The organism is Janthinobacterium sp. GW456P (assembly GCF_002127655.1).
In the GTDB taxonomy this organism is placed as follows: Bacteria; Pseudomonadota; Gammaproteobacteria; order Burkholderiales; family Burkholderiaceae_D; genus Janthinobacterium.
This window is the reverse complement of the sequence record NZ_NEHB01000008.1, coordinates 39833-63396: the sequence shown is the minus strand read 5'-3', so window position 1 is coordinate 63396 and position 23564 is coordinate 39833. Positions and strand designations below refer to the sequence as shown.

General features: G+C 65.4%; 14 protein-coding genes. 8 read left to right on the top strand and 6 right to left on the bottom strand.

Annotated elements, in window-relative coordinates; all coding sequences use genetic code 11:
- Positions 1–172: 172 nt before the first annotated feature.
- Positions 173–721 carry a phosphohydrolase gene (locus CBW66_RS09575; RefSeq protein ID WP_086136501.1) on the bottom strand — a complete coding sequence of 183 codons (549 nt, stop codon included), beginning with the start codon at positions 719–721 and terminating at the stop codon, positions 173–175.
- 254 nt (positions 722–975) lie between these two features.
- Between CBW66_RS09575 and CBW66_RS09570 the strand changes: the two genes are divergently transcribed.
- Positions 976–4074: an NAD(P)-binding protein gene (locus CBW66_RS09570; RefSeq protein WP_086136502.1), complete on the top strand. Its 3099-nt coding sequence runs from the start codon at positions 976–978 to the stop codon at positions 4072–4074.
- 14 nt (positions 4075–4088) lie between these two features.
- Positions 4089–4988: an alpha/beta hydrolase gene (locus CBW66_RS09565; RefSeq protein ID WP_329957600.1), complete on the top strand. Its 900-nt coding sequence runs from the start codon at positions 4089–4091 to the stop codon at positions 4986–4988.
- On the opposite strand, the gene CBW66_RS09560 is transcribed toward CBW66_RS09565, so the two are convergent.
- The gene (locus tag CBW66_RS09560) at positions 4973–7795 is read right to left on the bottom strand and encodes a hybrid sensor histidine kinase/response regulator (protein ID WP_086136504.1); all 2823 of its coding nucleotides are present in this window, start codon (positions 7793–7795) and stop codon (positions 4973–4975) included. The genes CBW66_RS09565 and CBW66_RS09560 overlap by 16 nt on opposite strands.
- A 234-nt stretch (positions 7796–8029) precedes the next feature.
- Between CBW66_RS09560 and CBW66_RS09555 the strand changes: the two genes are divergently transcribed.
- A complete protein-coding gene (locus tag CBW66_RS09555) occupies positions 8030–8659 on the top strand; it encodes a LysE family translocator (protein ID WP_086136505.1) in 630 nt (209 codons plus the stop codon).
- On the opposite strand, the gene CBW66_RS09550 is transcribed toward CBW66_RS09555, so the two are convergent.
- Complete coding sequence (locus tag CBW66_RS09550) at positions 8622–9368, bottom strand: YceI family protein (RefSeq protein ID WP_230491958.1); 747 nt, start codon at positions 9366–9368, stop codon at positions 8622–8624. The genes CBW66_RS09555 and CBW66_RS09550 overlap by 38 nt on opposite strands.
- 535 nt (positions 9369–9903) lie before the next feature.
- The gene (locus tag CBW66_RS09545; RefSeq protein WP_086136506.1) at positions 9904–12609 is read right to left on the bottom strand and encodes a M1 family metallopeptidase; all 2706 of its coding nucleotides are present in this window, start codon (positions 12607–12609) and stop codon (positions 9904–9906) included.
- A gap of 252 nt (positions 12610–12861) precedes the next feature.
- Here CBW66_RS09545 and CBW66_RS09540 point away from each other — a divergent pair, with 252 nt between their 5' ends.
- Positions 12862–13485, top strand: a complete 624-nt coding sequence (locus CBW66_RS09540; RefSeq protein ID WP_086136507.1) for a glutathione S-transferase family protein — start codon at positions 12862–12864, stop codon at positions 13483–13485.
- Positions 13486–13726: 241 nt separating this feature from the next.
- On the opposite strand, the gene CBW66_RS09535 is transcribed toward CBW66_RS09540, so the two are convergent.
- Positions 13727–15832 (bottom strand): prolyl oligopeptidase family protein, encoded by a 2106-nt coding sequence (locus tag CBW66_RS09535; RefSeq protein WP_086136508.1) that lies wholly within the window; start codon positions 15830–15832, stop codon positions 13727–13729.
- 214 nt (positions 15833–16046) lie between these two features.
- The gene (locus tag CBW66_RS09530; RefSeq protein WP_086136509.1) at positions 16047–17768 is read right to left on the bottom strand and encodes a CehA/McbA family metallohydrolase; all 1722 of its coding nucleotides are present in this window, start codon (positions 17766–17768) and stop codon (positions 16047–16049) included.
- Positions 17769–18091: 323 nt separating this feature from the next.
- Between CBW66_RS09530 and CBW66_RS09525 the strand changes: the two genes are divergently transcribed.
- The 4 genes from CBW66_RS09525 to CBW66_RS09510 are packed head-to-tail and all read left to right on the top strand — an operon-like array spanning position 18092 to position 23551.
- Positions 18092–19399: an MFS transporter gene (locus CBW66_RS09525; RefSeq protein ID WP_086136510.1), complete on the top strand. Its 1308-nt coding sequence runs from the start codon at positions 18092–18094 to the stop codon at positions 19397–19399.
- A 10-nt stretch (positions 19400–19409) separates the two neighbouring features.
- Entirely contained in the window at positions 19410–21962 is a 2553-nt protein-coding gene (gene nirB / locus CBW66_RS09520; RefSeq protein WP_086136511.1) for a nitrite reductase large subunit NirB, read from the top strand.
- A 12-nt stretch (positions 21963–21974) separates the two neighbouring features.
- Complete coding sequence (gene nirD, locus CBW66_RS09515; protein ID WP_086136681.1) at positions 21975–22328, top strand: nitrite reductase small subunit NirD; 354 nt, start codon at positions 21975–21977, stop codon at positions 22326–22328.
- Positions 22325–23551, top strand: coding sequence for an NAD(P)/FAD-dependent oxidoreductase (locus CBW66_RS09510; RefSeq protein WP_086136512.1), 1227 nt, complete (start codon positions 22325–22327; stop codon positions 23549–23551). The genes nirD and CBW66_RS09510 overlap by 4 nt, the downstream gene beginning before the upstream one ends.
- Positions 23552–23564: the final 13 nt, after the last annotated feature.

Genomic DNA, 23564 nt, shown 5'->3' with positions numbered 1-23564 from the left:
GTAAAAAAATGCCTGTGAAATCAGCAAATTGTTGAAACCCGCATCAATACTGGTGTTGCGGCTTGTCAAGAGGGGCTTATCAACAACTTTATCCACAGTTGCTGTGGATATCTAAAAAAGCTGTGCAAAAACCGGGGCTTAGCGCCCGTTCATGCGGCAAGCTGGCAGCATTTCATGCGGCCAGCCCAAGCCCGCCCAACTGGGCAAAGGCGTGTAGGAAGCGCTGCTTGGCTTCGGCCGGGCCCATGGCGTCGATTATACCGGGCAAGGGGGCGATGCCGTCAAGGTAAGCCCAGCGTTCGGCCGAGTGCGGCATCAGGTCGCGCTTTTCCGTGGCCAGTGCGATCAGGTCGGCCCGCTTGATCGGTGCGTAATCGGAAAAATCCAGGCCATACGTGGCGGCGATGATGGCGCTGACCTTGTCTTCCAGCATGGCAAATTCCGGCAGCAGCACTTTCAAGGGTTTCACCATGTCGCCCAGGTAGGCTTCGGCCGCGTCGTGCAGCAGGGCGGCCAGGCGCAAATGGGGCGGCACCAGTTCGGCGACGATCAGGCTGTGCTGGGCGACCGAGTAAAACACTTGCGTCTGTCCATTGAAGCGGCACTGGTAGGCGAGGCCGTGGGCAATGTCTTCGATGGCGACCTTGTCGATATGCGGGCGCAAGGGATAAAAACGGTTGCCTGAATAGGTGGAAACGTAGTCAGTGGTAATCATTGCCATGGCAGGGTGCTCGGAACGCTCAAGAGGCTTCATCGTACACCCGATGGCAGGCGCTTGCCCCGGCTGCCGTGCGCCAGCCGCTTGCAGCTGAGCCTATGCATCTTGGCAAAGCCTTTAATTTATTTCATATCATGCATTGTTCTTTCTCAAATACACTATAGCAATCTTGTTTGTCTGAAACTTCATTTAGGGGCAGGGCAATGACGGCGATACCTTCGGCAAGACCTTCGTATATCTATCAGGGCGGTTCGGTGATGATGCACTCGCCGCTGCAATTGAAACAGTCGGAAATGTACGGCTATTTCGTCAGGGGCGACCTGGCCAAGCTGCAGGCCACCGTGAACACCACCCTGAACCAGGTGGCGGGCAGCAGGATGACCCTGAAAGCCCTGTCGCCGTATGTGATGCTGACGTTTACGCGCGTCAATCATGCCGATTCCGCCAACCCCGTCGACCAGGCCAAGGGCTGGATCACGGAAGTCGACATCGTCACCTGGATCATGGTCGGCCAGATGGATGAACACGGCAAGCTCGCGCATATCTACTGGTATCCGTGCCATATCTTCGTCGATGATGCGATGGCCCTGATCAACGGCCGCGAACTGTTCGGCTATCCGAAATACTTGTGCGACTACGAGATTCCCGCCGCCGGCAGCGAGCCGCTGCGCTGCGCCGTCGCCGCCAAGGGTTTCCAGCATTTTTCGCCGGAAACGAAGCTGGCCCTGCATCCGCTGCTGGAAGTCAATGCCACCGTGCAGACGGGACAGCACAAACCCGTCAACAGTTTCCTCGAGCTCATCGAGCAGGCATTCCAGATTTTTCTCTCCATCCCCGATTTCTTCGACATGGACCAGGCCGGCTGGGCCGACATCCTGTCGCTGCTGCGCAACCCGCGCATCGACCAGATATTCCTCAAGCAATTCCCCGACAGCGCGGGCGTGAAAGCCGTGTACCAGGCCCTGGTGGCCGCGCCGGCCGAGATCAACCGCCTGCACAGCGCGCGCCTGCTCGGCTATGAGTACGAATGCACGCTGCACGCCTTCGACAGCTTCCCGCTGGACCAGACCCTGGGCTTGCAGCTGGGACCGCAGGCGGCCATTTTGCCCTTCAATGTGAATTTCGATTTCACGGCCATGCCGGGCGAGGAACTGGTCGACAATTCCCGCATCGCGCCGGAAAAGATCGCCATCCTGGGCGGCGGCGTGGCGGCCATGACCACCGCGTATTATTTGACGAACCAGCCGGGCTGGCAAAACCGGCATGCCATCACCGTCTACCAGCTGGGCTGGCGCCTGGGCGGCAAGGGCGCCAGCGGGCGCAATGCGCAGCTCGGCCAGCGCATCGAGGAACACGGCCTGCACATCTGGTTCGGTTTTTATGCGAACGCCTTCAGGATGATCAAGGAAGCCTACGCCAGCCTGGAACGCCCTCCCGGCGCGCCGCTGGCCACCTGGCGCGACGCTTTTAAACAACACGATTACGTGGCCCTGTCGGAAGACGTCAAGGGGCAATGGCGCAACTGGTCCATCGTCTTTCCCACCTTGCCGGGCGAGCCGGGCGAGGGCGGCGAAGACGTCACCCTGTGGCAGATGGCCATCGCCATGGTGGGCTGGATCGAGCAGTGGATACGCCAGATCCGGCAAGTGGCGGACGCCGACGCGCGCATTGAGCGTGCCATTGCCGGCGCCAGCGCCCAAGGTGAGGGCGAAGGCGTGTGGCCGGGCTGGCTGCGCCGCCTGGCCGACGAAGTGGTGGGACAGGCCGATGAACTGGGGCTCGACGTGGGCTTGTCCGTCGGCGCCCTGGCCGCGCTGGTGGCCGACCTGGCGCCGGACTCCACGCGCCATGACCGGGCCCGCCACCAGCTGCTGGCCAGTACCCTGAACGGCATCCGCGCCTGGCTGCGCCTGCGCTACCGTGCGCTGATCGATGGCGACGATGAATTGCGCCGCCTGTTCACCTGCCTGGACCTGGGCATCACGGTCATGAAGGGCATGTTCGAGGATGGCGTCTTCAAGAACGGCTTTGACGTCATCAACGACATCGATTTCCGCGCCTGGCTGCGCAAGCATGGCGGCGACGAGCAGTTCAGCGTCAACTCGGCGCCCGTGCGCGGCTTTTACGACCTGGTGTTCGCCTACGAGGGCGGCGATTTTTCCAAGCCGAACATCGAGGCGGGCACCTTGCTGCGCTCGATGGCGCGCATCGGCCTGGCCTACAAGGGCGGCATCATGTTCAAGATGCAGGCCGGCATGGGCGACACCATCTTCACGCCGCTGTACGAAGTGCTGCGCAAGCGCGGCGTGGAATTCAAGTTCTTCCAGCGCGTGGAAGAACTGGTGCCGGGTGCGGGCGACATCGACAGCATCCGCATCACGCAGCAGGTGCAATTGAAGGACCCGGCCGCCGACTATGCGCCGCTGGTGGACGTGAAAGGCATGGCTTGCTGGCCCAGCGCGCCCGATTATGCGCAGATCGAACCGGCCCAGGCGGCGCTGCTGCAAGCGCAGGAAGTCAACCTGGAATCGTACTGGAGCGACTGGCCGCAGCAGTATCGGCAGGCGTTCGGCCGCGCGCTGCCCGCCACGGTGTTGAAGAAGGGCGTCGATTTCGACAAGGTGGTGTTCGGCATTTCCATCGGCTCGCTGCAAGCCCTGTGCCCGCAACTGCTGGCGCAAAGCCCGGCCCTGCAACTGGCGGCCGACAAGGTGAAAACGGTGGCCACGCAGGCGTACCAGGTGTGGCTGAACAAGGATTTGTCCCAGATGGGCTGGACCACGCAGCCGAAGGGCCAGCAACCGGTGCTGTCGGCCTTCACGGAGCCGTACGACACGTGGGCGCCGATGGATCAATTATTGGCGCGCGAGGATTGGCCGGCGGGGCTGGAACCGAAGAACGTCTCGTATTTTTGCAGCGCCTTCCCCGTCGACAGCTATCCGCCCGTCACCGACACGGCTTTTCCCGCCCGCTGCGCGGCCAGGGCGAAACAGGGCGCGCTGCACCAGCTGGAACGCGAGATCGGCGCGCTGTGGCCCGAGGCCGGCGCACCGGGCGCGTTCCCGTGGCAATGGCTGGTCGACGCGAAGGAGGGCAGTGGCCCGGCGCGCTTCGACAGCCAGTACTGGCGCGCCAACGTCGATCCGTCCGAGCGCTACGTGATGTCGGTGGTGGGCAGCACGCAGTACCGGCTGGCGACCGACCAGTCGGGCTTCAGCAACCTGTTCCTGACGGGCGACTGGATCAGGACGGGCTTGAACGCGGGCTGCGTGGAGGCGGCCGTGATGGCCGGCATGCAGACCTCGCGCGCCATGACGGGCTATCCCGCCGTGATCCAGGGCGAGACGGATTTCTAGGCATGCGGCGCCTGATGCTGTTGTGTTTTGTCCTTGCCCACCTGCACGCGGGCGCCGCGCCGCCGGGCGCGGTGTTGCTATGGCCCGGCGCCCCGCCCGGTGGCGCGGCACAGGGTCCGCAGCGCGACAGCGCCAGGGGTTCCATCACGCAGGTGGCGCAGCCTTACCTGCTCGTGCACCGCCCGGCGCGGCCGAACGGCACGGCCATCGTGCTGGTCAGCGGCGGCGGCTATGCGCATATCGAGGCGGGCAAGGAGAGCGGCCCCGTCGCCGCCTGGCTGCAAGCGCAGGGCGTCACGGCGTTTGAACTCGTGTACCGCTTGCCGCAGGAAGGCGGCGGGGTGGCCGCGCCGTTCCAGGACGGCCAGCGCGCCATGCGCGTGATCCGCGCGCGTGCGGCCGAGTGGGGCATCGACCCGGCGCGCATCGGCATGCTCGGTTTTTCCGCCGGCGCGCACCTGGCCGGCATGACGGCCGTCCAGCCGGACGCCGCCCTGTATGCGCGCGTCGATGCGGTCGATGGCGTCTCCGCGCGGCCTGATTTCGTCGTGCTGCTGTACCCCGTGCTGACCATGCAGCCGCCGTTCGACACGACGCATGCGAAGAGGCAGCTGCTGGGCAATCACCCCACGCAGGCGGCGCGCGATGCGCTGTCGGTGGAGCTCCACGTCGATGCGCGCACGCCGCCGATGTTCATCGCGCAGGCGCTGGACGATCCGATTTCACCGCCCGAGAACAGTACATTGATGGCGGCGGCCTTGCGACGCGCGGGCGTGCCCGTGGAACAGCACCAGTTCCGGCACGGCGGCCATGGCTGGGGCCTGGGCAAGCCGGGCAGCGAGCCGGCCGCGTGGCCGCAGCAGCTGCTGGCGTGGCTGCAATCGCATGGCTGGCTGCCTCAGCCTGCGGGCTGATCTTCCAGGTCCCGCCGCGCCACGTCCAGCGCCGCCCGTAGCTGCGGCAGGAACTGTTCCACGTTATCGAGCTGGCCATTCGAGGCCAGGGTTTCCATCTGGTGGCATAGGCCGTGCAGGGTGGGGCGGCTCAGGTAGCCGGCGCTGCCCTTCAAGGCGTGGAAGGCGGCCGCCGCCGCGCTGGCATTGCCATCGCGCACGGCGTGGCAAGCCAGGTCCAGGCGCCGCGGCGCTTCCGTCAAAAACGCTTGCGCGATGCGCTGCAAGTGCTGCTGCGACAACCCTGCCAGCGGCAGGATGTGCACGGGCGCCGTCATGGGATCGGGCGGCGCCGGCGTTTGCGCCTGCGCGTCGTCGGCATCGTCCAGGCCGAACTGGCGCGCCAGGGTGTCGTCGTCGGCCTGTATGGCCTGCGGCAGCGCGTGGCCGCGCGCCAGCAGCAGGTCGATGATGGCGTCGATTTTCTCGAACAGCAGCGCTTCGTCGACGGGCTTGCTGAGGAAGTCGTCCATGCCGGCGGCCAGGTAGCGTTGCCGGTCATGTTCGCTGGCGTTGGCCGTCAGCGCGAGGATGGGAATCCGCGCGTCGGGAATGGGGAACTGGGCATTGCCGCCGGCGCGGATCAGGCGCGCGGCCTGTTCCCCATCCATTTCCGGCATGCGGCCATCCATCAGCACGCAGTCGTAGGGGCCGGATCCCAGCGCTTGCAGCGCCTGCTCGCCGTTTTCCACGATGGTCACGTCATGGCCCATGCTTTCGAGCAGGGTGCCGATGATGATCTGGTTGGTGCGTACGTCTTCGGCGCACAGGATGCGCAGGCGGCAGGCGTGGCGCGCCTGGCGCACCGGTCGGCGCGCGTCTGCCGCTGGCGCGCTGCCGTCTTCCAGCGGCAAGGTGAAGTGGAAGCGCGAACCGATGCCGACCCGGCTTTCCACGCCAATCGTGCCGTGCATCAGTTCGACCAGTTCCTTGCAAATGGCCAGACCCAGGCCCGTGCCGCCGTAGCGGCGCGTGGTGGAATGGTCGGCCTGCTCGAATTTCTGGAACAGGCGCGGCAAGGTGTCCGCATCGATGCCGGGGCCCGTGTCGCTGATGATGAATTCGATCTCGCTGCGGCCATCGCGGCGCGGCGGCGTGCGGGCGCGCCGCACTTCCAGCAGCACTTCGCCATTGGCCGTGAATTTCAGCGCGTTGCCCAGCAGGTTGATGAGGATTTGCCGCAGGCGCGTAGGGTCGGCGCGCACGTAGCGCGGCAAGTCCAGCGCCAGTTCGCGGCGCAGCAGCAGGCTCTTGGCGTCGGCCTGGCCCTGCACGATGCCGGCCGCGTCGCCGATCAGCGCCAGCAAGTCGAAGTCCACGGTTTCCAGGGGCAGCTTGCCCGCGTCGATCTTCGAAAAGTCGAGGATGTCATTGAGGATGGTCAGGAGCGACACGCCATTGTGCAAACCGATGCGCAGGTATTCCTGCGTGCGACCCTTGACAGACTGGTCGCGCAGGGCGAATTTCAGCATGCCGATCACGCCGGCCAGCGGCGTGCGGATGTCGTGGCTCATGGCCGACAGAAAATCGATGCGGTGGCGGCTGACCACCTCCGCGTGCTCCTTGGCCTTCAGCAGGGCGTCGTTGCTGAGGGTTAGCGCCAGGGTGCGTTCCTGCACGCGCTGTTCCAGGTTGTTGCGCAGCAGGCGGATCTGGTCGGCCAGTGCGAAGGCCAGCAGCAAGCCGTCGAGCGTGCCGCCCAGCAGGGTGACCAGCTGGGCGTTGGCCACCATGGCCGGCATCAGGCCCAGGTTGGCCGGCAGGATCAGAAAGCCGGGCAGCATCAGCGCGACGAAGGCCAGCACGAAGAAGCGCGCCGGCTGGTAGCCGCGGCGCCAGACGACGATGCCGCAGATCAGCGCCAGCAGCATCCAGATGCTGATGGCGATGGTGGCCAGCGTGTGCGCATACGACAGGGCGAAGAAACAGCTGGGCAGGAGCAGCAGGGGCAGCGCCAGGTTGACCTTGCTGAGACGGTACAGCAGCAGAGAGTAGTCGCGCAGGCGCAGGAAATGCATGTAGAACAGGGTGCTGAAGACGGGCAGCAGGAAAAACGGCACGTAATGGAGCTGCAGCTGGTGCCAGTCGAACAGGTCGGCAAACACGTGGAAGGTCATGGCCCAGGCCAGGCCGTACGTCAGCACGTACAGCGCGTAATACGCCGAGGCTTTGTCCAGGGTGATGGAAAAGATGAAGAAATTGAACAGGCCCAGCGCCAGCAGGGCGCCGATGGACGCCACCATCAGGAAGTTTTCCTTGCCCACCAGCTTGCGGTATTCCTGCTGCGTCTTCACGCCGAACAGGGGGGCGCGCGCGTAGTAGGGGCTGGAAAAGCGGATCAGTATGTCATACGTGGCGCCCGGCGCCAGCTGCACGTTCGTGCCATAGTGCAGCAAATAGTCATGCGGCCGCTGGTAGCCCGTCAGCAAGGTACGCGGCGCCGTGTGCGCCCCGGGGCCATACACGTGCAGATCGACCAGTTCGATCAGGGTGTCGTTCGGGTCGATGACCCAGGCCGCTTCGTTGCTGTCGTTGCGCACCTGCGCATGCAGCCAGTAGGCGCCGCCGAACAGGTCGACCTGCCCGGCCGGGCGCTGGCGCGCCAGCCAGGCGGGCAGGGCGGCGGCATCGGCCGGCGCGGCTTCATTTTCGGCAAGAAATAGTTGTCCGCCCTTGCCCAGGTGAGCGATGCCTTGTTTGCTCATAGGTAAGGGCGTCGCCTGCGCCGCGCCCGCCAGGCCCAGCAGGCCGAACAGCAGGCTGAGCACGAGCGGCCAGCCGCATAGCCAGGCGCTGACGCGGGAGCTGGAAGCGCGGTGGCAGGGAGGGAGCGAGTGGGCTGGCATCGATGGAGTGGGTGATGGTCGCGCGGGAAGCGGCGGCAACGCCGTTTGCTGTGGAGTGCCCATTTTAATCGACTCTCGGTGACATACGGGCAATTTCCTGTCCTGTCCGCCTAGCGCCCGCTCCGGTATCATGCCGCTTTTGCCCGCGAGATAGTCATGCTCAGTCCCGACCAGTTCCTGGCCTTCCTGGCCGCCGCCGTTTTGATCACCGCCAGTCCCGGCCCCGACAACCTGATGGTGCTGGGTGTGGGCATGTCGCGCGGGCGCCGCCAGGGCATGGCGTTCGGCCTGGGCTGCGCCCTTGGCTGCCTCACGCACACAGTGCTGGCGACCATCGGCGTGTCGGCCCTGCTGGCCGCTTCGCCGACGGCGTTCACCGTACTGAAAGTAGCCGGCGGGCTGTATCTGGTGTGGCTGGGCATCGGCGCCCTGCGCAGCCGTGGCGGCGCCAGAGTCGATGGCGCGGCGGCCTTGCCCGACGAATCCTTGCTGCGTTTGTTCGGCAAAGGCTTGTTCGCCAACAGTATCAATCCGAAAGTCGTGCTGTTTTTCCTGTCGTTCCTGCCGCAGTTCATCGTCGCGGGCCAGGGCAATGCCAGCTGGCAGACGGCGCAGCTGGGCCTGGTCTTCACGGCGCAGGCGTGCGTGCTGTTCGGCCTGCTCGGCTATTTTTCCGGCGCCGTCGGCCTGTGGCTGAACCGCCGCCCGCGCGCCGGCCTGTGGCTGGACCGCGTGGCCGGCACCATCTTCATCGGCCTGGGCTTGCGCCTGATCCTGGCCCGTTGAGGTCCTGCCGGGCGGTGATGCGGAACGCCAGTTCCATCTGATCCTGCACGGCCATGGCGCCGCCCAGGATGGCGAAGGGCACGATGCCGAAGTCGCTTTGTTTCAGCAGCAGGTTGCCGCTGGCCTGCAGGCGGCGCCCATCGGCCGCTTGCTCGACGCGCACCGGCAGCCGCACCGTGCGCGTCACGCCATGCAGGGTGATGTCGGCATCAAACACCTCTTTGTCGCCCGTGCGGCGCGCCTCGATGCTGACCCACGGATAGCGTTCCGCCTCGAGCACGCGCACCAGCATGTTGTGGCGCGTGCCGGCGATGGCGTCGGCCGACGGCGTCGTCGTCAAGCCGGCCGCCTGGCGCAGGCTTTCTTCATCCACACGCATCTCGTCGAGCCGGAAGCGGAACTGCGCGCGTCCCAGCGCGGGCGCCACCACGCCCTGCAGGGTATGGCTGGACACCACGTGGTCATGCCCGAGCCGCGCCAGCGCGCCACCGCGGCGCACGGTGATGGTGAGCAGCGATTCGTCGGGCGCGATGTGCAGCACTTGCACGCCTGGCCGCTGCCATGCGGGCGTGGGCATGGCTGCGGGGATGGCTGGCGCGGGCGCGGGGGCCGGTGCCGGAGGCAAGGGCGTGCAGGCGGCCAGCACGGCGCAGGCCAGCAGAAACGTGATGCGGATGGCGGAGGGCCAGGGGCGGTGATGGCTGGGCATGGGCAGTCGGGACGGTACGGGCAAGGGCGATGGGGGAATAGTACGCGATCGGCGCGGCGGCGCGCGTGCAATGTTAGAGCTACGTCATAAGGCGGTCATATGACGCTGCTATGATGCTTTCGTTGGCACACAGCATGCATTGCGCAAATCACTACGCTCCGGGAGCGATAGGATGCAGGCATGACTCAACAGCTTAGCCGGTGAGCTCAACCATCGGCACCAGACATGTAAAACTTGTTTTATCATAATGATCGCAGGACTTGGCAGGGGAAATGCAGGAATCGGGCGGGGATTTAATGAAGTCCTAAGCCTGGCTCAGGGAAGGGCTGGCATAGTGGATACATGGCGCACGGAAACCCCGGGCGCAAGGTTGCCGGACACCTCAATGACCGGCACGATTTCCACTTTTTCATGTGTTTTCTTGTTTATCCCTGCGCTCTGAAACAGCGTTTCAACCGGCTACCGCACTGTGCGAAGCCGGTTTTTTTTGCCTGCGTTTTCATCAGTTCCCGGCGCCGCGGCGCCGGGGAACCACTTAGCCCGCCTGTTTCGCCAGCCACGCATCGACGGCCGGCAGCCGTTCGGCGCGCAGCTTGATGCGGTACTTGATGCCGGCCACGGAACTGTCGGCGTCGCCGCGCGCGCCGGCCGGCAGGTGCGCCTGCGCGTATGCTTCCAGCTTGGCGATCATGTCCGGCTGCGCCGAACCGGCCGCCAGGCGCGGGAAGTAGCGGCTGCGCGAGCTGGCGTCGATGCGCGCATTGACTTGCTCCAGGTGCGCCAGCGCGAAGTCGAAGGCCAGTTCCGGATGCGTGCGCGACACGCGCGAGATCATGGCCGGGCTGTTGGTCACGCCCGGTTCATCCGTCAGCGCCAGCGCCAATGCGCGCCGCGCCAGGGCGGGATCGTCGCTCGAGGCCAGCAGGTCGTACAGCTGATTCTTCACCAGCGGCGTCTTTTCCTGCTGTGCCTTTGCGTGCAGCTGCTCCCAGGTGGCGGCGTCCGCATGCTGCGCCACCACGCCCAGGATGGTGCGGCGCAGCGGCGCGGGCATGGCGGCCGGGTCTTGCTCGCTGGCCGCGTAGCGGCGGCGCGCCTCGGCGATCACGCCCGGTTCGCCCATGTCGCCGAGAATGGCGATCAGCTGGCCGCGCAGGGTCGCCACGCTCGAGGCTTCGCCCGCGCGCGCTTCCCAGCCCGTCTGCGCCATCATCGGCGCCAGGCGCGCCATGGCGAAGCGGCCGAAGGCCTGCTGGCGCGCTTTGCTTTCCGCGCTATCGCCCGCATACTGTTCGTACAGGCTGCCCAGGGAGGCGGCCACCTTGCCCAGCACCTGCGGATCGGCCGACAGCGGCGTCGCTTTCACCAGTTCCAGGAAATCGGCCAGGTTTTGCGCGCCGGCCAGGCCCAGCGACTGGCTGTCCGCCAGCAAGCCCAGCTGGTCGATCGGCGCCAGGCGCGCAAAGCTGCGCGCCAGCGCGCGCGTGTTGGCAGGCGCGTACACGGTGCGGTAGTAGCCGCTCTGGCCCGCGTTCACCAGCAGGGCGCCGCAGCCGGGCACGTTCAGGGTCGCCTTGCCATTCCTGACCAGCACCGTGGCCTGCTTGCCGTTGCCGACCGTCGAGGCGATCACGGGCACTTTCCACGACAACGGTTTTTTATCCGGCTGGTCCTTGGAAAATTCCGTCTGCGTCAGGCGCACGCGCGTATTGCCGTTCCGGCACACGGCCTGGCCCACCGTGATCATCGGCACGCCCGGCTGCAAGGTGAAATCATGGGCGATGGCGCTGACCGGCTTGCCGGCGGCCGCGTCGACTTCGCGCCACAGGTCGTCGGACACCGTATTGCCATACGCATGCTTGCGCATGTAGTTGCGCACGGCCGTGCGCCACGTGTCGGCGCCGACATACGCTTCGAGCATGCGGATCACCGCCTCGCCCTTTTGATAGGTGATGCCGTCGAAGGCCTGGCTGGCCTGCTCCACGGTGGCGATGCGCTGCACCACCGGATGCGTGGTGCGCAGCGCGTCCTGGCTCATGGCCGACTCGCGCCCGCCCACGCTGGACAGGGCCGTGTTCCACTCGGGGTGCAGACGCTCCGTGGTGCGGCTTTCCATCCACGACGCAAAACCTTCGTTGAGCCACAGGTCGTCCCACCAGCGCATGGTGACCAGGTCGCCGAACCACTGGTGCGCCATTTCATGCGACAGGGTGGTGTAGATGTTTTCCTTGTCGGCCTGGGTCGAGATGGCCGGGTCAAGCAGCAAGCCGTATTCGAAAGTGAAGACGGCGCCCCAGTTTTCCATGGCGCCGAAGAACTGGCTGCGCCCCGGCGCGGCGATGTTGTCGAGCTTGGGCAGCGGGTAGCGCACGCCGAAATAATCGTTGTATTCGCGCAGCAGGGCGCTTGACTCGTCGAGCGCGAAGCGGCTTTGCGCCAGCGCGCCCCGCTTCGTGATGACGCCGATCTCCGTGCCGTCGCTCATGGCCGTGGCCCGCTCGAAGTCGCCCAGGCCGAAGAACAGCAGGTAGGTCGACATGCGCGGCGTGGTGGCGAAGTACACGTGCTTCATGCCATTGCCCAGCTCTTCGCTGCTGGCGATCGGCATGTTGCCGACTGCCATCTGGTTGCTCGGCACGACCACGTTGAGATCGAAGGTGGCCTTGTAGTCCGGTTCATCCCACGATGGCAGCATGCTGCGCGCGTCCGAATTTTCGAACTGCGTGTACAGCGCCCGCTGGCGGCCTTGCGGCGTGTCGTAGTCGAGCGAGAACAGGCCCGTGGCCTGCGTGCCGATCTTGCCGCTGTAATCGATGCGCAGCAGGTACTCGCCCTTGGCCACGGGTTCGGCGAAATGCACGGTGGCCGTCTGCTTGTCCGCATCGAACTCGATCTTGCGCGTCACCTGCTTGCTGCCGCCCGCGCCTTCGATGGCGGCGGCCGCAAACGCCAGGTTCAAGGCATTGAAGGTGATGCTGGCGGTCGGCGCGTCGACGGCCACCTTGATGGCCACCTCGCCTTTGAAGGTAGAGGCGGCGGCGTCCGGCGTGATCGACACAATATAGTGCAAAGGCGTGACGCCGCGCGGCAGCTGCGTGGTGGTGCCGGGCGCATGGCTGGCCGAGACGTACCTGGCGGCGGGAGCGGCGTTGCCCGCATGGGCTGCGGTGATGGAAGCCAGTGCCAGGACGGCGGCGGCCAGTTGGCTGCGCCGGAAGCGCGGAGTCGGTGTGCGATGCATGGTATGCCCTTGGTTCATGGATAAAACGCCCGCCAGCCGGATAGGCTGCGGGCGTTGATGACGTGTGGGGGACATCGCTGGAACTGGCGGCCAGCGTTCCCGTACAGCAATCTAAGGCGAAACGGGGGCAAAGTCAACGCGCGAGGGGCGCCGCACCATGCCGGTGCGCTGGTATGATGGGCGCCTGACTGCATTGCCACAGGCTGGTGCCGCGCCTGATTGGCCACCACCATAACGAGACGAGACCTGCACATGAAACTCTATATCAGCCCCCGCACGCCCAATCCGCGCCGCGTCACCATGTTCATCGCCGAGAAGGGCATCAGCGGCATCGAAGAAGTGGCGCTCGACCTGATGGCGGGCCAGCACCGCGATCCCGCCTTTCTGGCGAAAAACCCGCTGGGCCGCGTGCCCGTGCTGGAACTGGACGACGGACGCGTGCTGACCGAGACGCGCGCCATCTGCACCTACCTGGAAGGCTTGCAGCCGCAGCCGAACCTGATGGGCGAGGGCTTCGAGGAGCGCGCATTCATTGAAATGGCTGACCGCCGCGTGGAACTGCATCTGTTCAGCGCCGCCGCCAACTGGGTGCGCCACGGCCATCCGGCCCTGGTGGCGCTGGAAAACCCGCAGTTTCCCGATTTCGCCACGGCGCAGGCGGGCAAGCTGCGCGAGACGGCGCAATGGCTGGACCAGGTGCTGGCTCACCAGCCCTACATCGCCGGCGAGCGGTTTACGATTGCCGACATCACGGCCTTCTGCGCGCTGGAATTTGCGCGCGGCCTGATGAAATACCGTCCCGGCGCGGAAGGTTTATCCAATCTGCAGGCCTACCGCGACCGCATCGCCGAACGGCCCAGCGCGCAGGCGAAGTAGGCCATGCTTGCGGCCCGCGTCGACCTCCGGTCTGCGGCGGCCGCTTTCGCCCCGTAGGTTGGATTAGCGGGACGCGTAATCCAACATCATCGCGGGCGGGCCAACAATGTTGTCGGCTTACGCCCGTTGGGCTAAGCCGACCTACGCCGACCTACGCCGACCTACGCCGACCTACGCCGGCCTGCGTCTACCGACAGCCCGCCAGGTCGGATTGGCGGGACCCGTAATCCGGCCTCACCACTCACTTCAGCTGCTCGTGCAGGAAGGTGTAGGTCAGCGCCCACATCAGCGCCTGCTGGTCGTTGTTGGCCGCGCCCGCGTGGCCGCCTTCCGTGTTTTCCCAGTACAGCACGTCGTGGCCTTGCTCTTCCATCTTCGCCACCATCTTGCGCGCATGACCGGGGTGGACCCGGTCGTCGCGCGTCGAGGTGGTAAACAGCACGCGCGGATATTTCTTGTCCTTGAAGACGTTCTGGTACGGCGAGTATTTGCTGATGTAGGCCCATTGTTCCGGCATGTCGGGGTCGCCGTATTCTCCCATCCACGAAGCGCCCGCCAGCATCTTGTTATAGCGGCGCATGTCGAGCAGCGGCACCTGGCTGACGACGGCGTTGAACAAATCGGGACGCTGCACCAGCACGGCGCCCGTCAGCAGGCCGCCATTGCTGCCGCCCATGATGCCCAGGTGGCGCGGACTGGTGACCTTGCGCTTGATCAAATCCTGCGCCACCGAGATGAAATCGTCATACGCGCGCTGGCGGTTTTCCTTCAGCGCCGCCTGGTGCCAGCGGGGGCCGAATTCGCCGCCGCCGCGGATATTCGCCAGCACATACACGCCGCCTTTTTCCAGCCACGCCACGCCGGTGGTGCCGCTGTAGCTCGGTTTCAGCGACACTTCAAAGCCGCCGTAGCCATACAGCACCGTGGGGTTGCTGCCGTCGAACTTCGTCTTCTTGCTCATGATGGCGAAGTAGGGCACCTTGGTGCCGTCCTTCGACGTCGATTCGAACTGCTCCACCTTGTACGGCGTCGCATCGTAGTAGGCGGGCAGCGACTTGATTTTCGTGCGCTGGTCGCTTTGCGCCGTGGCCAGATACAGGGTGGTCGGATTGAGGAAGTCGGTCACCGTCAGGAAGTACTGCTCCGAGTCGACGGGATCGAGCGCGCTGACGGCCAGGGTACCCAGCTTCGGCGCGTCGACGGCGCGGCGCTGCCACTTGCCGTTCACGTGACGCAGTTCCGTCAGGCGGTTCTTGACCTTGTCCAGGGTGGTGACGAGGATGGCCGATTTGGTGGCCGTGACATTGTCCAGCGACGAGGTGGCCGTGGGCGCGTACAGCACTTCCAGTTCCTGCTTGCCTTGCATGAAAGACTTGAAGTCGATCGCCAGCAGCGAGCCTTGCAGGTAGGTCTTGCCGTTGACCTTCCAGTCCGAGCGCAGGGTGATGATCAATTGGTCGCGCACGGTGAAGGCCGTCGCGTCGTCCGGCTTCGGCACTTTTTTCAGATCCGCACCTTCGCGCAGGAAGGTTTCGCCGCTGTAAAAATCGATTTGCCGCTCGATGAACTGGTGTTCGTGGCCGGGCGTGAAATCCTTGTAGGCACCCGCGCTCAGATCATCGGGCTTGGCTTCATACAAGGTTTGCGCCTGCGCCAGCGGCGTGCCGCGCTGCCACTCTTTGATGATGCGCGGATAGCCCGAGCTGGTCATCGAGCCGGGGCCGAAATCGGTGGACACGAACAGGGTATCCTGGTCGATCCAGCTGGCGCTGCCCTTCGCTTCGGGCAGGGTGAAGCCGCCGTCGACAAACGCGCGCTTGGCCACGTCATATTCGCGCACCACCTTGGCGTCGCCGCCGCCGCGCGACAGGGAAATGAGGCAGCGTTCGCCCTTCGGATACAGGCAGGAGGCGCCGCCCCAGACCCAGTTTTCGTTCTCGCCGGCGGCCAGCTGGTCGAGGTCGATCACGGTTTCCCACGCGGGTTCGGCCAGCTGGTACTGCGCCAGGGTGGTGCGGCGCCAGATGCCGCGCACGTGCTGGGCATCGCGCCAGAAATTGTAGTAATACTCGCCTTCCTTGCTGACGTAGGGAATGCGTTCCTTCGAGTTGAGGATGGTTTTCAGGCGCGCCTGCAGGGCCGTGAAGCCGGGCCGGGCTTCCAGCTCTTTGGTGGTGACGGCATTGTGCTGCCTGACCCAGGCCAACGGCTTGTCGCCGAGGACTTCTTCCAGCCACTGGTGGGGATCGGTGTTGGCGGCGGCAGGGGCGGGGGCTTGCGCGTGGGCGATGCCCGCTGCGGCCAGGCCGAGCAGCATGCTGCCGGCGAGAGTGCGATATGACGACATGTAAGGTTCCTGGTTGGTCCGGTGGAGGCCGCGTTGCAGGCAAAACGGCGCAGCCATGGTGCCATGGATTGCTGTGAGGAACCAGTGTCTATGGACGGCTACCTGAAAAAATAGTTACTTTTCCAATATTGTTTGCTGGAAAGGATCAGGGCCGTAGATTCTGCGGCACTTGGTATGCCAGTCCGTGCCGTTGCCGTGCCCTGATGTGCGGCGTTCACGGCAGCTGATTGACCCACACGGGCGCCGACCAGACGATGTTGCCGTCGTCCTGCGTCAGGCGCGCGTAATAGACATGGGGGCCGGGCGCGGGCGTGACAATGAGCTCGGCCTGGTCCGATATGGGGGTGACGGAGCCGTTGCCGCCGGGCACGCCGTGGAAGATGGCGATGGCGGCAGCTTGCCGGCCCGCGCTGTTGCTGAAACTGGTGGATAGTTGCAAAGGCCCGTGGTTGTCGAAACGTTCGCCCATCAGCTTGCCATTGGCCGTGAACAGCAGCTGCGCGTGCTTGTCCATGGTGGCAAACACGCGGCGCGCGCGCAGCGCTTCGAGGAAGCTGTCGCGTGACAGGGGCTGGGGCATGCCGGCGGCTGGGCTGGCCACCAGCACGGCCGTGCGGTTGCCGTAGGCCGCGCCCCAGTTGGCGCAGTGGTTGTCCTGGTTGCTGCTGAAGGCCACATGGTAGCCGGCCGCCAGGGCACGGTTGCAGGCCGCCTCGTAATTGCTGCGCCGCGTTTCCGTTTCCTGGTCGTTGGTGGAAAACGCGGACGTATTCATCACTTCGCACAGCACCATGGCCGCGTCGCCATCCTGCGTATAGCCGAGCGGCTGGCCATCGACGAGAAACTGGCCCGCATAGGCAGGGTGGTTGAACTGGCCGATCCAGCCCCGTTCGCGCATCAGCGCATACAGGGCGGCGTAGTCGCTTTTCGGCGTTTCCAGGTCGGCCAGCAATTCGCCCCGGGCATTCCTTTCCCAGCCCAGCAATTGGTCGCTATTGAAGATGTTCAGGTGGCCGCCCTTGTTGATGACGCCCCATTCCATGCCGTACAGGGCAAGGAAACCGGGGTGGGCGTTTGTATAGGCGGCCGCTTCGGCCAGCCCCGTCTGGTACAAGGCCTTCGCTTCGGCAGGCGTGGCTGCGGGGTTTGTTCCGTCCGAACCGTCATACATATGGTTGTGCTCGGATGTCAGCAGGGCGTCCAGGCCGTGCTCCTGCGCATACTTATAGGCATCGATGGGGCCGAACGGCGCCGTTTGCGGGTCTTGCGCGCCATGGCAGGCGTCAAGCGCCGCGCCGCCGTCGCTGTGGCGCGTCTGGCTGTGCAGGTTGGCGTAGACGATGCGGTAGCCGGACTGGCCTTCCAGGCTTTGAAGTTGTCGCAGGCCGGCCTCGAAGGCGCGCACCCTGGGCGCCGTGCTGGCGCCCCGCTGCACCGCGATTTGCCATTGCTGTTCCACCTGCGCCTCGCGCGGCGTGCCGGTCTCGGCCGCGGCCAGCAGGCGCAGCTGGTATAAGCCGTCCGGCGCCAGCATGCGCCGTTCGCGCGCATCGGCGTCGGCGCGGCCATCCCAGGGCAAGTTGACGCTCTTGCCGCCGGCGCCCACCTGTTCCAGGCCCGACCAGCGCCGCAGCACGGCGCCTTGCGGGCCGGGACCGGACAAGGTCAAGGTCCAGCGCACGGCATGCGGGCGGCCTTCGTCCGGGTAGCTGAGCCACACGACAAATGTGCGCGCCTGCGTGAGCCGCTCGCCGCGCGCCGCGTGGAAGGGAGCGAAGACAGTGGCGTCCAGCTCGCTGTGCTCCTTGGGTTCGGGAGACTCATCTTGCGCTGCGGCAGTGTTACTCCAGGCGATCAAGAGCGCACCCACGCAGACGCATGCCAGCGCGCGCGCCAAGCCGCGCCGTGGCTGCCATTGCCGCAGTTGCCCGAACATGCCGGCCTCCGCTTCATGAACTCAATGTCAATTAGACAAACATTGCACTTTCGAGTTCCCAACGCACCAAGAAGAGGCGTGCCTGCACCGCCAGGTGCCATGACCTGGCGCAAAGTCCGTACAAATACGCAGGCTGCTCCTGGAACGGGCCTGGCACGGCGCTTGCTAAACAGACGGTACGGATCAACGGCGATCCCTTGAATAAACTTAACAACGGTCCAACGACGGACCACCTGGACAACGGCGTCCGCTCTGGCTGATTTTTTCATCGGCGGGTGCGGGCGCCGTTTTGTTTTATCAACGGGATATTTCGGGAACCTATCATGGCCAGCCAAAAAGCAACGCGCATCGCGCTCTTCTCCCTCGCCACGCCGCCCATGCGGGCATTCCACCTGACGTGGATGGCATTTTTCGTGTGTTTCTTCGCCTGGTTCGCCTGCGCGCCGCTGATGCCGGTCATCAAGGGCGAGTTTGGCCTGTCCCTGGCGCAAGTGGCGAACATCAATATCGCGGCCGTTGCCATCACCATCCTCGTGCGCCTGATCGTCGGACCCTTGTGCGACCGCTACGGCCCGCGCAAGACCTACACGGGCTTGCTGCTGCTGGGCGCCATCCCCGTGCTGGGCGTGGCCGCCTCGCAAAGCTATGAAAGTTTCCTGTTCTTCCGCCTGGGCATCGGCGCCGTCGGTGCCAGCTTTGTCATCACGCAATATCACACCTCCGTGATGTTCGCCCCGCGTGTCGTCGGCACGGCCAATGCGGCCGCTGCCGGCTGGGGCAATGCGGGCGGCGGCGCGGCGCAGGCGCTGATGCCCTTGCTGCTCGGCGCCGTGCTGATGCTGGGCGTGTCCGAATCGCTGGGCTGGCGCGTGGCGCTGCTGGTGCCGGGCGTCTTGATGCTGGTGATGGCGGCCCTGTACTGGCGTTATACGCAGGATTGTCCGGAAGGGAACTACTCGGACTTGCGCGCCGCCGGCAGCGCCATCGAAGGGGGCAAGGGCGGCGGCAAAAGCGGCGGCTGGGCCAGCTTCAAGGCGGCCAGTTCCAACTACCGCGTGTGGCTGCTGTTCGTCACCTACGGCGCCTGCTTCGGCATCGAAATTTTCATCCACAACATCGCCGCCGTCTACTACGTCGACCATTTCGGCCTGTCCTTGAAATCGGCCGGCCTGGCCGCCGGCAGCTTCGGCTTGCTGGCCCTGTTCGCCCGTGCCTTGGGCGGCTGGCTGTCCGACAAGCTGGCGCTGCGCGGCAACCTGAATAGCCGCGTGACCCTGCTGTTCATGCTGATGATCGGCGAAGGCGTGGGCTTGCTGTGGTTTGCCAAGGTCGACAGCGTCACCTATGCCGTCATCGCCATGCTGGTCTTTGGCCTGTTCACCCACATGGCCTGCGGCGCCACCTACGCGCTGGTGCCCTTCATCGACAGCCGCGCCCTCGGCGGCGTGGCCGGCATCATCGGCGCTGGCGGCAACGTGGGCGCCGTGGCGGCCGGCTTCCTGATGAAGGGCACGGGCGACATCCGCCAGACCCTGATCATCCTGAGCGCGCTGGTGGTGGTCTCGGCCCTGTGCGCCATCGCCGTGCGCTTTACCCGTGTAGCGGCCGAACCGAACATGGCCGCGGCCTGAGGAGAGCAAGATGAATCACCCCCTGAAGATCGTCGTCCTGGGCCATGGCATGGTCGGACACAAATTCCTCGAACGCCTGGCCCTGGACAACGCGCCGCACTTGTCCGTGACGGTCTTGTGCGAAGAGCCGCGCCCCGCCTACGACAGGGTGCACCTGTCCGAATTTTTCAGCGGCAAATCGGCCGAGGACCTGTCGCTGGTGGCGCCCGGCTTCTTCGACAAGGGCAACGTCGTGTTGAAGCTCAATGCGCGCGCCGTGGCCATCGACCGCGCGGCGAAAACCGTCACCGCCAGCACGGGCGAAGTCTTGATGTACGACAAACTCGTGTTTGCCACCGGCTCGACGCCCTTCGTGCCGCCGCTGCCGGGCAAGGAGAGGGATGGCTGCTTCGTCTACCGCACCATCGAAGACCTGGAAGCCATGCTGGCCTGGGGCAGTCAATCCAAAACGGGCGTGGTGATCGGCGGGGGATTGCTGGGCCTCGAATGCGCGAAAGCCTTGCGCGACCTGAAACTTGATACCCACGTGGTGGAATTCGCGCCGCGCCTGATGGCCGTGCAGGTCGATGAAGGCGGCGCGCGCGTGCTGCGCCGCAAGATCGAGGAACTGGGCGTGACCGTGCACACGCAAAAAAATACGCTGGCCATCGTTGACGGCGAATCTGCCACGCACCGCATGCAGTTCGCCGACGGCAGCCACCTGGAAGCGGACATGATCGTCTTCTCGGCCGGCATCCGCCCGCGCGACGAACTGGCGCGCGCCTGCGGCCTGGAGGTGGGGCCGCGCGGCGGCATCGCCATCGACGACCGCTGCGTCACCTCCGACCCGGACATCTACGCGATCGGCGAATGCGCGCTGTGGGGCGGCCTGGTCTTCGGCCTGGTGGCGCCCGGCTATGAAATGGCGCGCATCGCGGCGCGCCACCTGCTGCAGGAGGAGGGCGAAGCCGCGTTCAAGGGCGCCGACATGAGCACCAAGCTCAAACTGATGGGCGTGGACGTGGCCAGCCTGGGCGACCCGCACGGCCATGCGCCGGGCAGCCGCTCCTACCAGTTCATGGATGAACGCAAGCAGATCTACAAGAAGATCGTCGTGTCCGATTGCGGCAAATACCTGCTGGGCGGCGTGATGGTGGGCGACGCCAGCGAATACGGCACGCTCTTGCAGATGATGCTGAATAAAATCGAGCTGCCGGCATCGCCCGAATTCCTGATCCTGCCGCAGGCCGATGGCCAGCACAAGGCGGGACTGGGCGTCGACGCCTTGCCCGAGTCAGCGCAAATCTGCTCGTGCAACGACGTCTCGAAAGGCGCGCTGTGCGCGGCCGTTGCCGGTGGCGCCACCAGCATCGGCGCCCTGAAAAGTGCTACGTGCGCGGGGACGGCGTGCGGCGGCTGCGTGCCGCTGGTGACGCAGATCATGAAGGCGGAAATGCAGAAGCAGGGCCTGGCCGTGAATAATCATGTGTGCGAACACTTTGCCTACTCGCGCCAGGAACTGCACCACCTGGTGCGCGTCGGCAAAATCCGCAGCTTCGGCGCACTGCTGTCCGCGCATGGCCAGGGCCTCGGCTGCGACGTGTGCAAGCCCGTGGCGGCGAATATCCTGGCGTCTTGCTGGAACGATTTCGTGCTGTCGCCCGTGCACGCCAGCCTGCAGGACAGCAACGACTACTTCCTTGGCAATATCCAGAAGGATGGCACGTACTCGGTGGTGCCGCGCATGCCCGGTGGCGAAGTGACGGCCGACGGCTTGATCGCCGTGGGCATGGTGGCGAAAAAATACGGTTTATATACCAAAATCACGGGCGGCCAGCGGGTCGACCTGTTCGGCGCGCGCGTGGACCAGTTGCCGGCCATCTGGGAAGAACTGATCGCGGCCGGCTTCGAGTCGGGCCACGCCTACGGAAAATCCTTGCGCACGGTGAAATCGTGCGTCGGTTCCACCTGGTGCCGCTACGGCGTGGCCGACAGCGTGGGCTTTGCGATCCAGCTGGAAAACCGCTACAAGGGCTTGCGCACGCCGCACAAGATCAAGTTCGGCGTCTCCGGCTGCACGCGCGAATGCGCCGAGGCGCAGGGCAAGGACATCGGCCTGATCGCCACGGAAAAGGGCTGGAATCTGTACGTGTGCGGCAATGGCGGCATGAAGCCGCGCCATGCGGAACTGATCGCCTCCGATCTTGATGAAGCCACGCTGGTGCGCTATGTCGACCGCTTTTTGATGTTTTACGTGCGCACGGCCGACCGCCTCCAGCGCACCAGCGTGTGGCGCGACAACCTGGAAGGGGGCCTCGATTATCTCAAGCGCGTCATCATCGACGACAGCCTGGGCCTGGCGGCGGAACTGGAAGCGGACATGCAGCACGTGGTCGACACCTATGCCTGCGAGTGGAAAACGGCCGTCACCGATCCCGCCGTGCGCCAGCGCTTCCGCCATTTCGTCAACAGCGAAAAGAACGATGAAAACGTGGTGTTCGTCGAAGAGCGGGGCCAGATCCGGCCCGCCACCGAGCTGGAACGCCGCAGCACCGTGATCCCCATCCTTGCCGTGGAGGCGTGAGCCATGAATGCGATGAATGAATTGAACAGCGCCCTCGCCGATAACTGGGTGGCGATCTGCCCCTTGACGGATATCGTGCCGGACACGGGCGTGTGCGCGCTGCTGGGCGGCCGCCACGTGGCCGTGTTCCGCGTCGGCGATGCCGCGCCGCGCGTGTACGCCATCGACAATGTCGACCCGAACGCGGGCGCTTCCGTGCTGTCGCGCGGGCTGGTCGGCAGCATCGGCGAGCGCGTCGTCGTCGCCTCGCCCATCTACAAGCAGCATTTCGACCTGGCCAGCGGCGAATGCATCGAAGCGCCCGAACACTCGGTGGACACGTGGCCTGCGCGCGTGGCCGACGGCCAGGTCTGGGTGGCCATATGAACCGGGCCCGGCGTCTCTCGCTGGTTGTCGTTGGCAACGGCATGGCCGGCATGCGCACGGTCGAGGAATTGCTGAAACTCGCGCCGGACCTGTACGACATCACCGTGTTCGGCGCCGAGCCGCACGGCAATTACAACCGCATCCTGCTGTCTCCTGTGCTGGCCGGCGAAAAGACGGTGGACGACATCATGCTGCATACGCGCGACTGGTATGCGCACAACGGCATCACCCTGCACGCGGGCGACCCCGTCGTGCGCATCGACCGCCAGACGCGCACCGTGCAGGCGCTGTCGGGCATCGAGGTGCGTTATGACCGCCTGCTGCTGGCCACGGGTTCCACGCCCTTCATCGTGCCCGTGCCGGGCCATGAGCTGCCCGGCGTGATCGGTTTTCGCGATATCGACGATGTCGACACCATGCTGCGGGCGGCGCGCCAGCACCGCCACGCGGTCGTCATCGGCGGCGGCTTGCTGGGGCTGGAAGCGGCCAACGGCCTGCAGCGCCAGGGCATGGATGTGACGGTGGTGCACATGAGCGGCGCGCTGATGAACCAGCAGCTGGACGCGCCCGCATCGATGCTGCTGAAATCGGCGCTGGAAGCGCGCGGCCTGCGGTTTTTGATGCAGGCGCAAACGGCGGAAATCCTCGGCACCGGCCGCGTGCAGGGCGTTCGCTTTGCCGATGGTAGCTCGATCCCCGCCGACCTGGTGGTGATGACGGCCGGCGTGCGCCCGAACATCGCGCTGGCGCAAGCGGCCGGTCTGCACTGCGAACGGGCCATCGTCGTCGACGACTGCCTGCAAAGCTACGACCCGCGCGTGTACGCGGTGGGCGAATGCGTGCAGCACCGGCGCGCCACCTTCGGCCTGGTCGCGCCCATCTGGGAGCAGGCGCGCGTGTGCGGCGCGCATCTGGCCGGCGCCGGACACCGCCGCTACGTGCAGCAAGCCAGCGCGACGAAATTGAAAGTGACGGGCATCGACCTGTATTCGGCCGGCGACATCCTCGGCGGCGAGGGCAGCGAAGACCTGGTGCTGCGCGATCCGAGGCGTGGCGTCTACAAGCGCCTGGTGGTGCAGGGCAGCCGCCTGGCCGGCGCCGTGCTGTATGGCGACGTGCAGGACGGCCCCTGGTATTTCGACCTGATCCAGCAGCGCCGCGACATCAGCCAGCTGCGTACCCATTTATTGTTTGGCCAGGCGCTGTGCGCCCAGGCCGCCTGACAGCGACCAACAG

Bases quoted from the DNA above. Each gene is read 5' to 3' on its own strand.
- nirB (WP_086136511.1), top strand. From the start codon at position 19,410: ATGAATCACCCCCTGAAGATCGTCGTCCTGGGCCATGGCATGGTCGGA.
- CBW66_RS09570 (WP_086136502.1), top strand. From the start codon at position 976: ATGATGCACTCGCCGCTGCAATTGAAACAGTCGGAAATGTACGGCTAT.
- nirD (WP_086136681.1), top strand. From the start codon at position 21,975: ATGAATGAATTGAACAGCGCCCTCGCCGATAACTGGGTGGCGATCTGC.
- CBW66_RS09575 (WP_086136501.1), bottom strand. From the start codon at position 721: ATGGCAATGATTACCACTGACTACGTTTCCACCTATTCAGGCAACCGT.
- CBW66_RS09525 (WP_086136510.1), top strand. From the start codon at position 18,092: ATGGCCAGCCAAAAAGCAACGCGCATCGCGCTCTTCTCCCTCGCCACG.
- CBW66_RS09555 (WP_086136505.1), top strand. From the start codon at position 8,030: ATGCTCAGTCCCGACCAGTTCCTGGCCTTCCTGGCCGCCGCCGTTTTG.
- CBW66_RS09565 (WP_329957600.1), top strand. From the start codon at position 4,089: ATGCTGTTGTGTTTTGTCCTTGCCCACCTGCACGCGGGCGCCGCGCCG.
- CBW66_RS09545 (WP_086136506.1), bottom strand. From the start codon at position 12,609: ATGCATCGCACACCGACTCCGCGCTTCCGGCGCAGCCAACTGGCCGCC.
- CBW66_RS09550 (WP_230491958.1), bottom strand. From the start codon at position 9,368: ATGCCCAGCCATCACCGCCCCTGGCCCTCCGCCATCCGCATCACGTTT.
- CBW66_RS09535 (WP_086136508.1), bottom strand. From the start codon at position 15,832: ATGTCGTCATATCGCACTCTCGCCGGCAGCATGCTGCTCGGCCTGGCC.
- CBW66_RS09530 (WP_086136509.1), bottom strand. From the start codon at position 17,768: ATGTTCGGGCAACTGCGGCAATGGCAGCCACGGCGCGGCTTGGCGCGC.
- CBW66_RS09540 (WP_086136507.1), top strand. From the start codon at position 12,862: ATGAAACTCTATATCAGCCCCCGCACGCCCAATCCGCGCCGCGTCACC.
- CBW66_RS09510 (WP_086136512.1), top strand. From the start codon at position 22,325: ATGAACCGGGCCCGGCGTCTCTCGCTGGTTGTCGTTGGCAACGGCATG.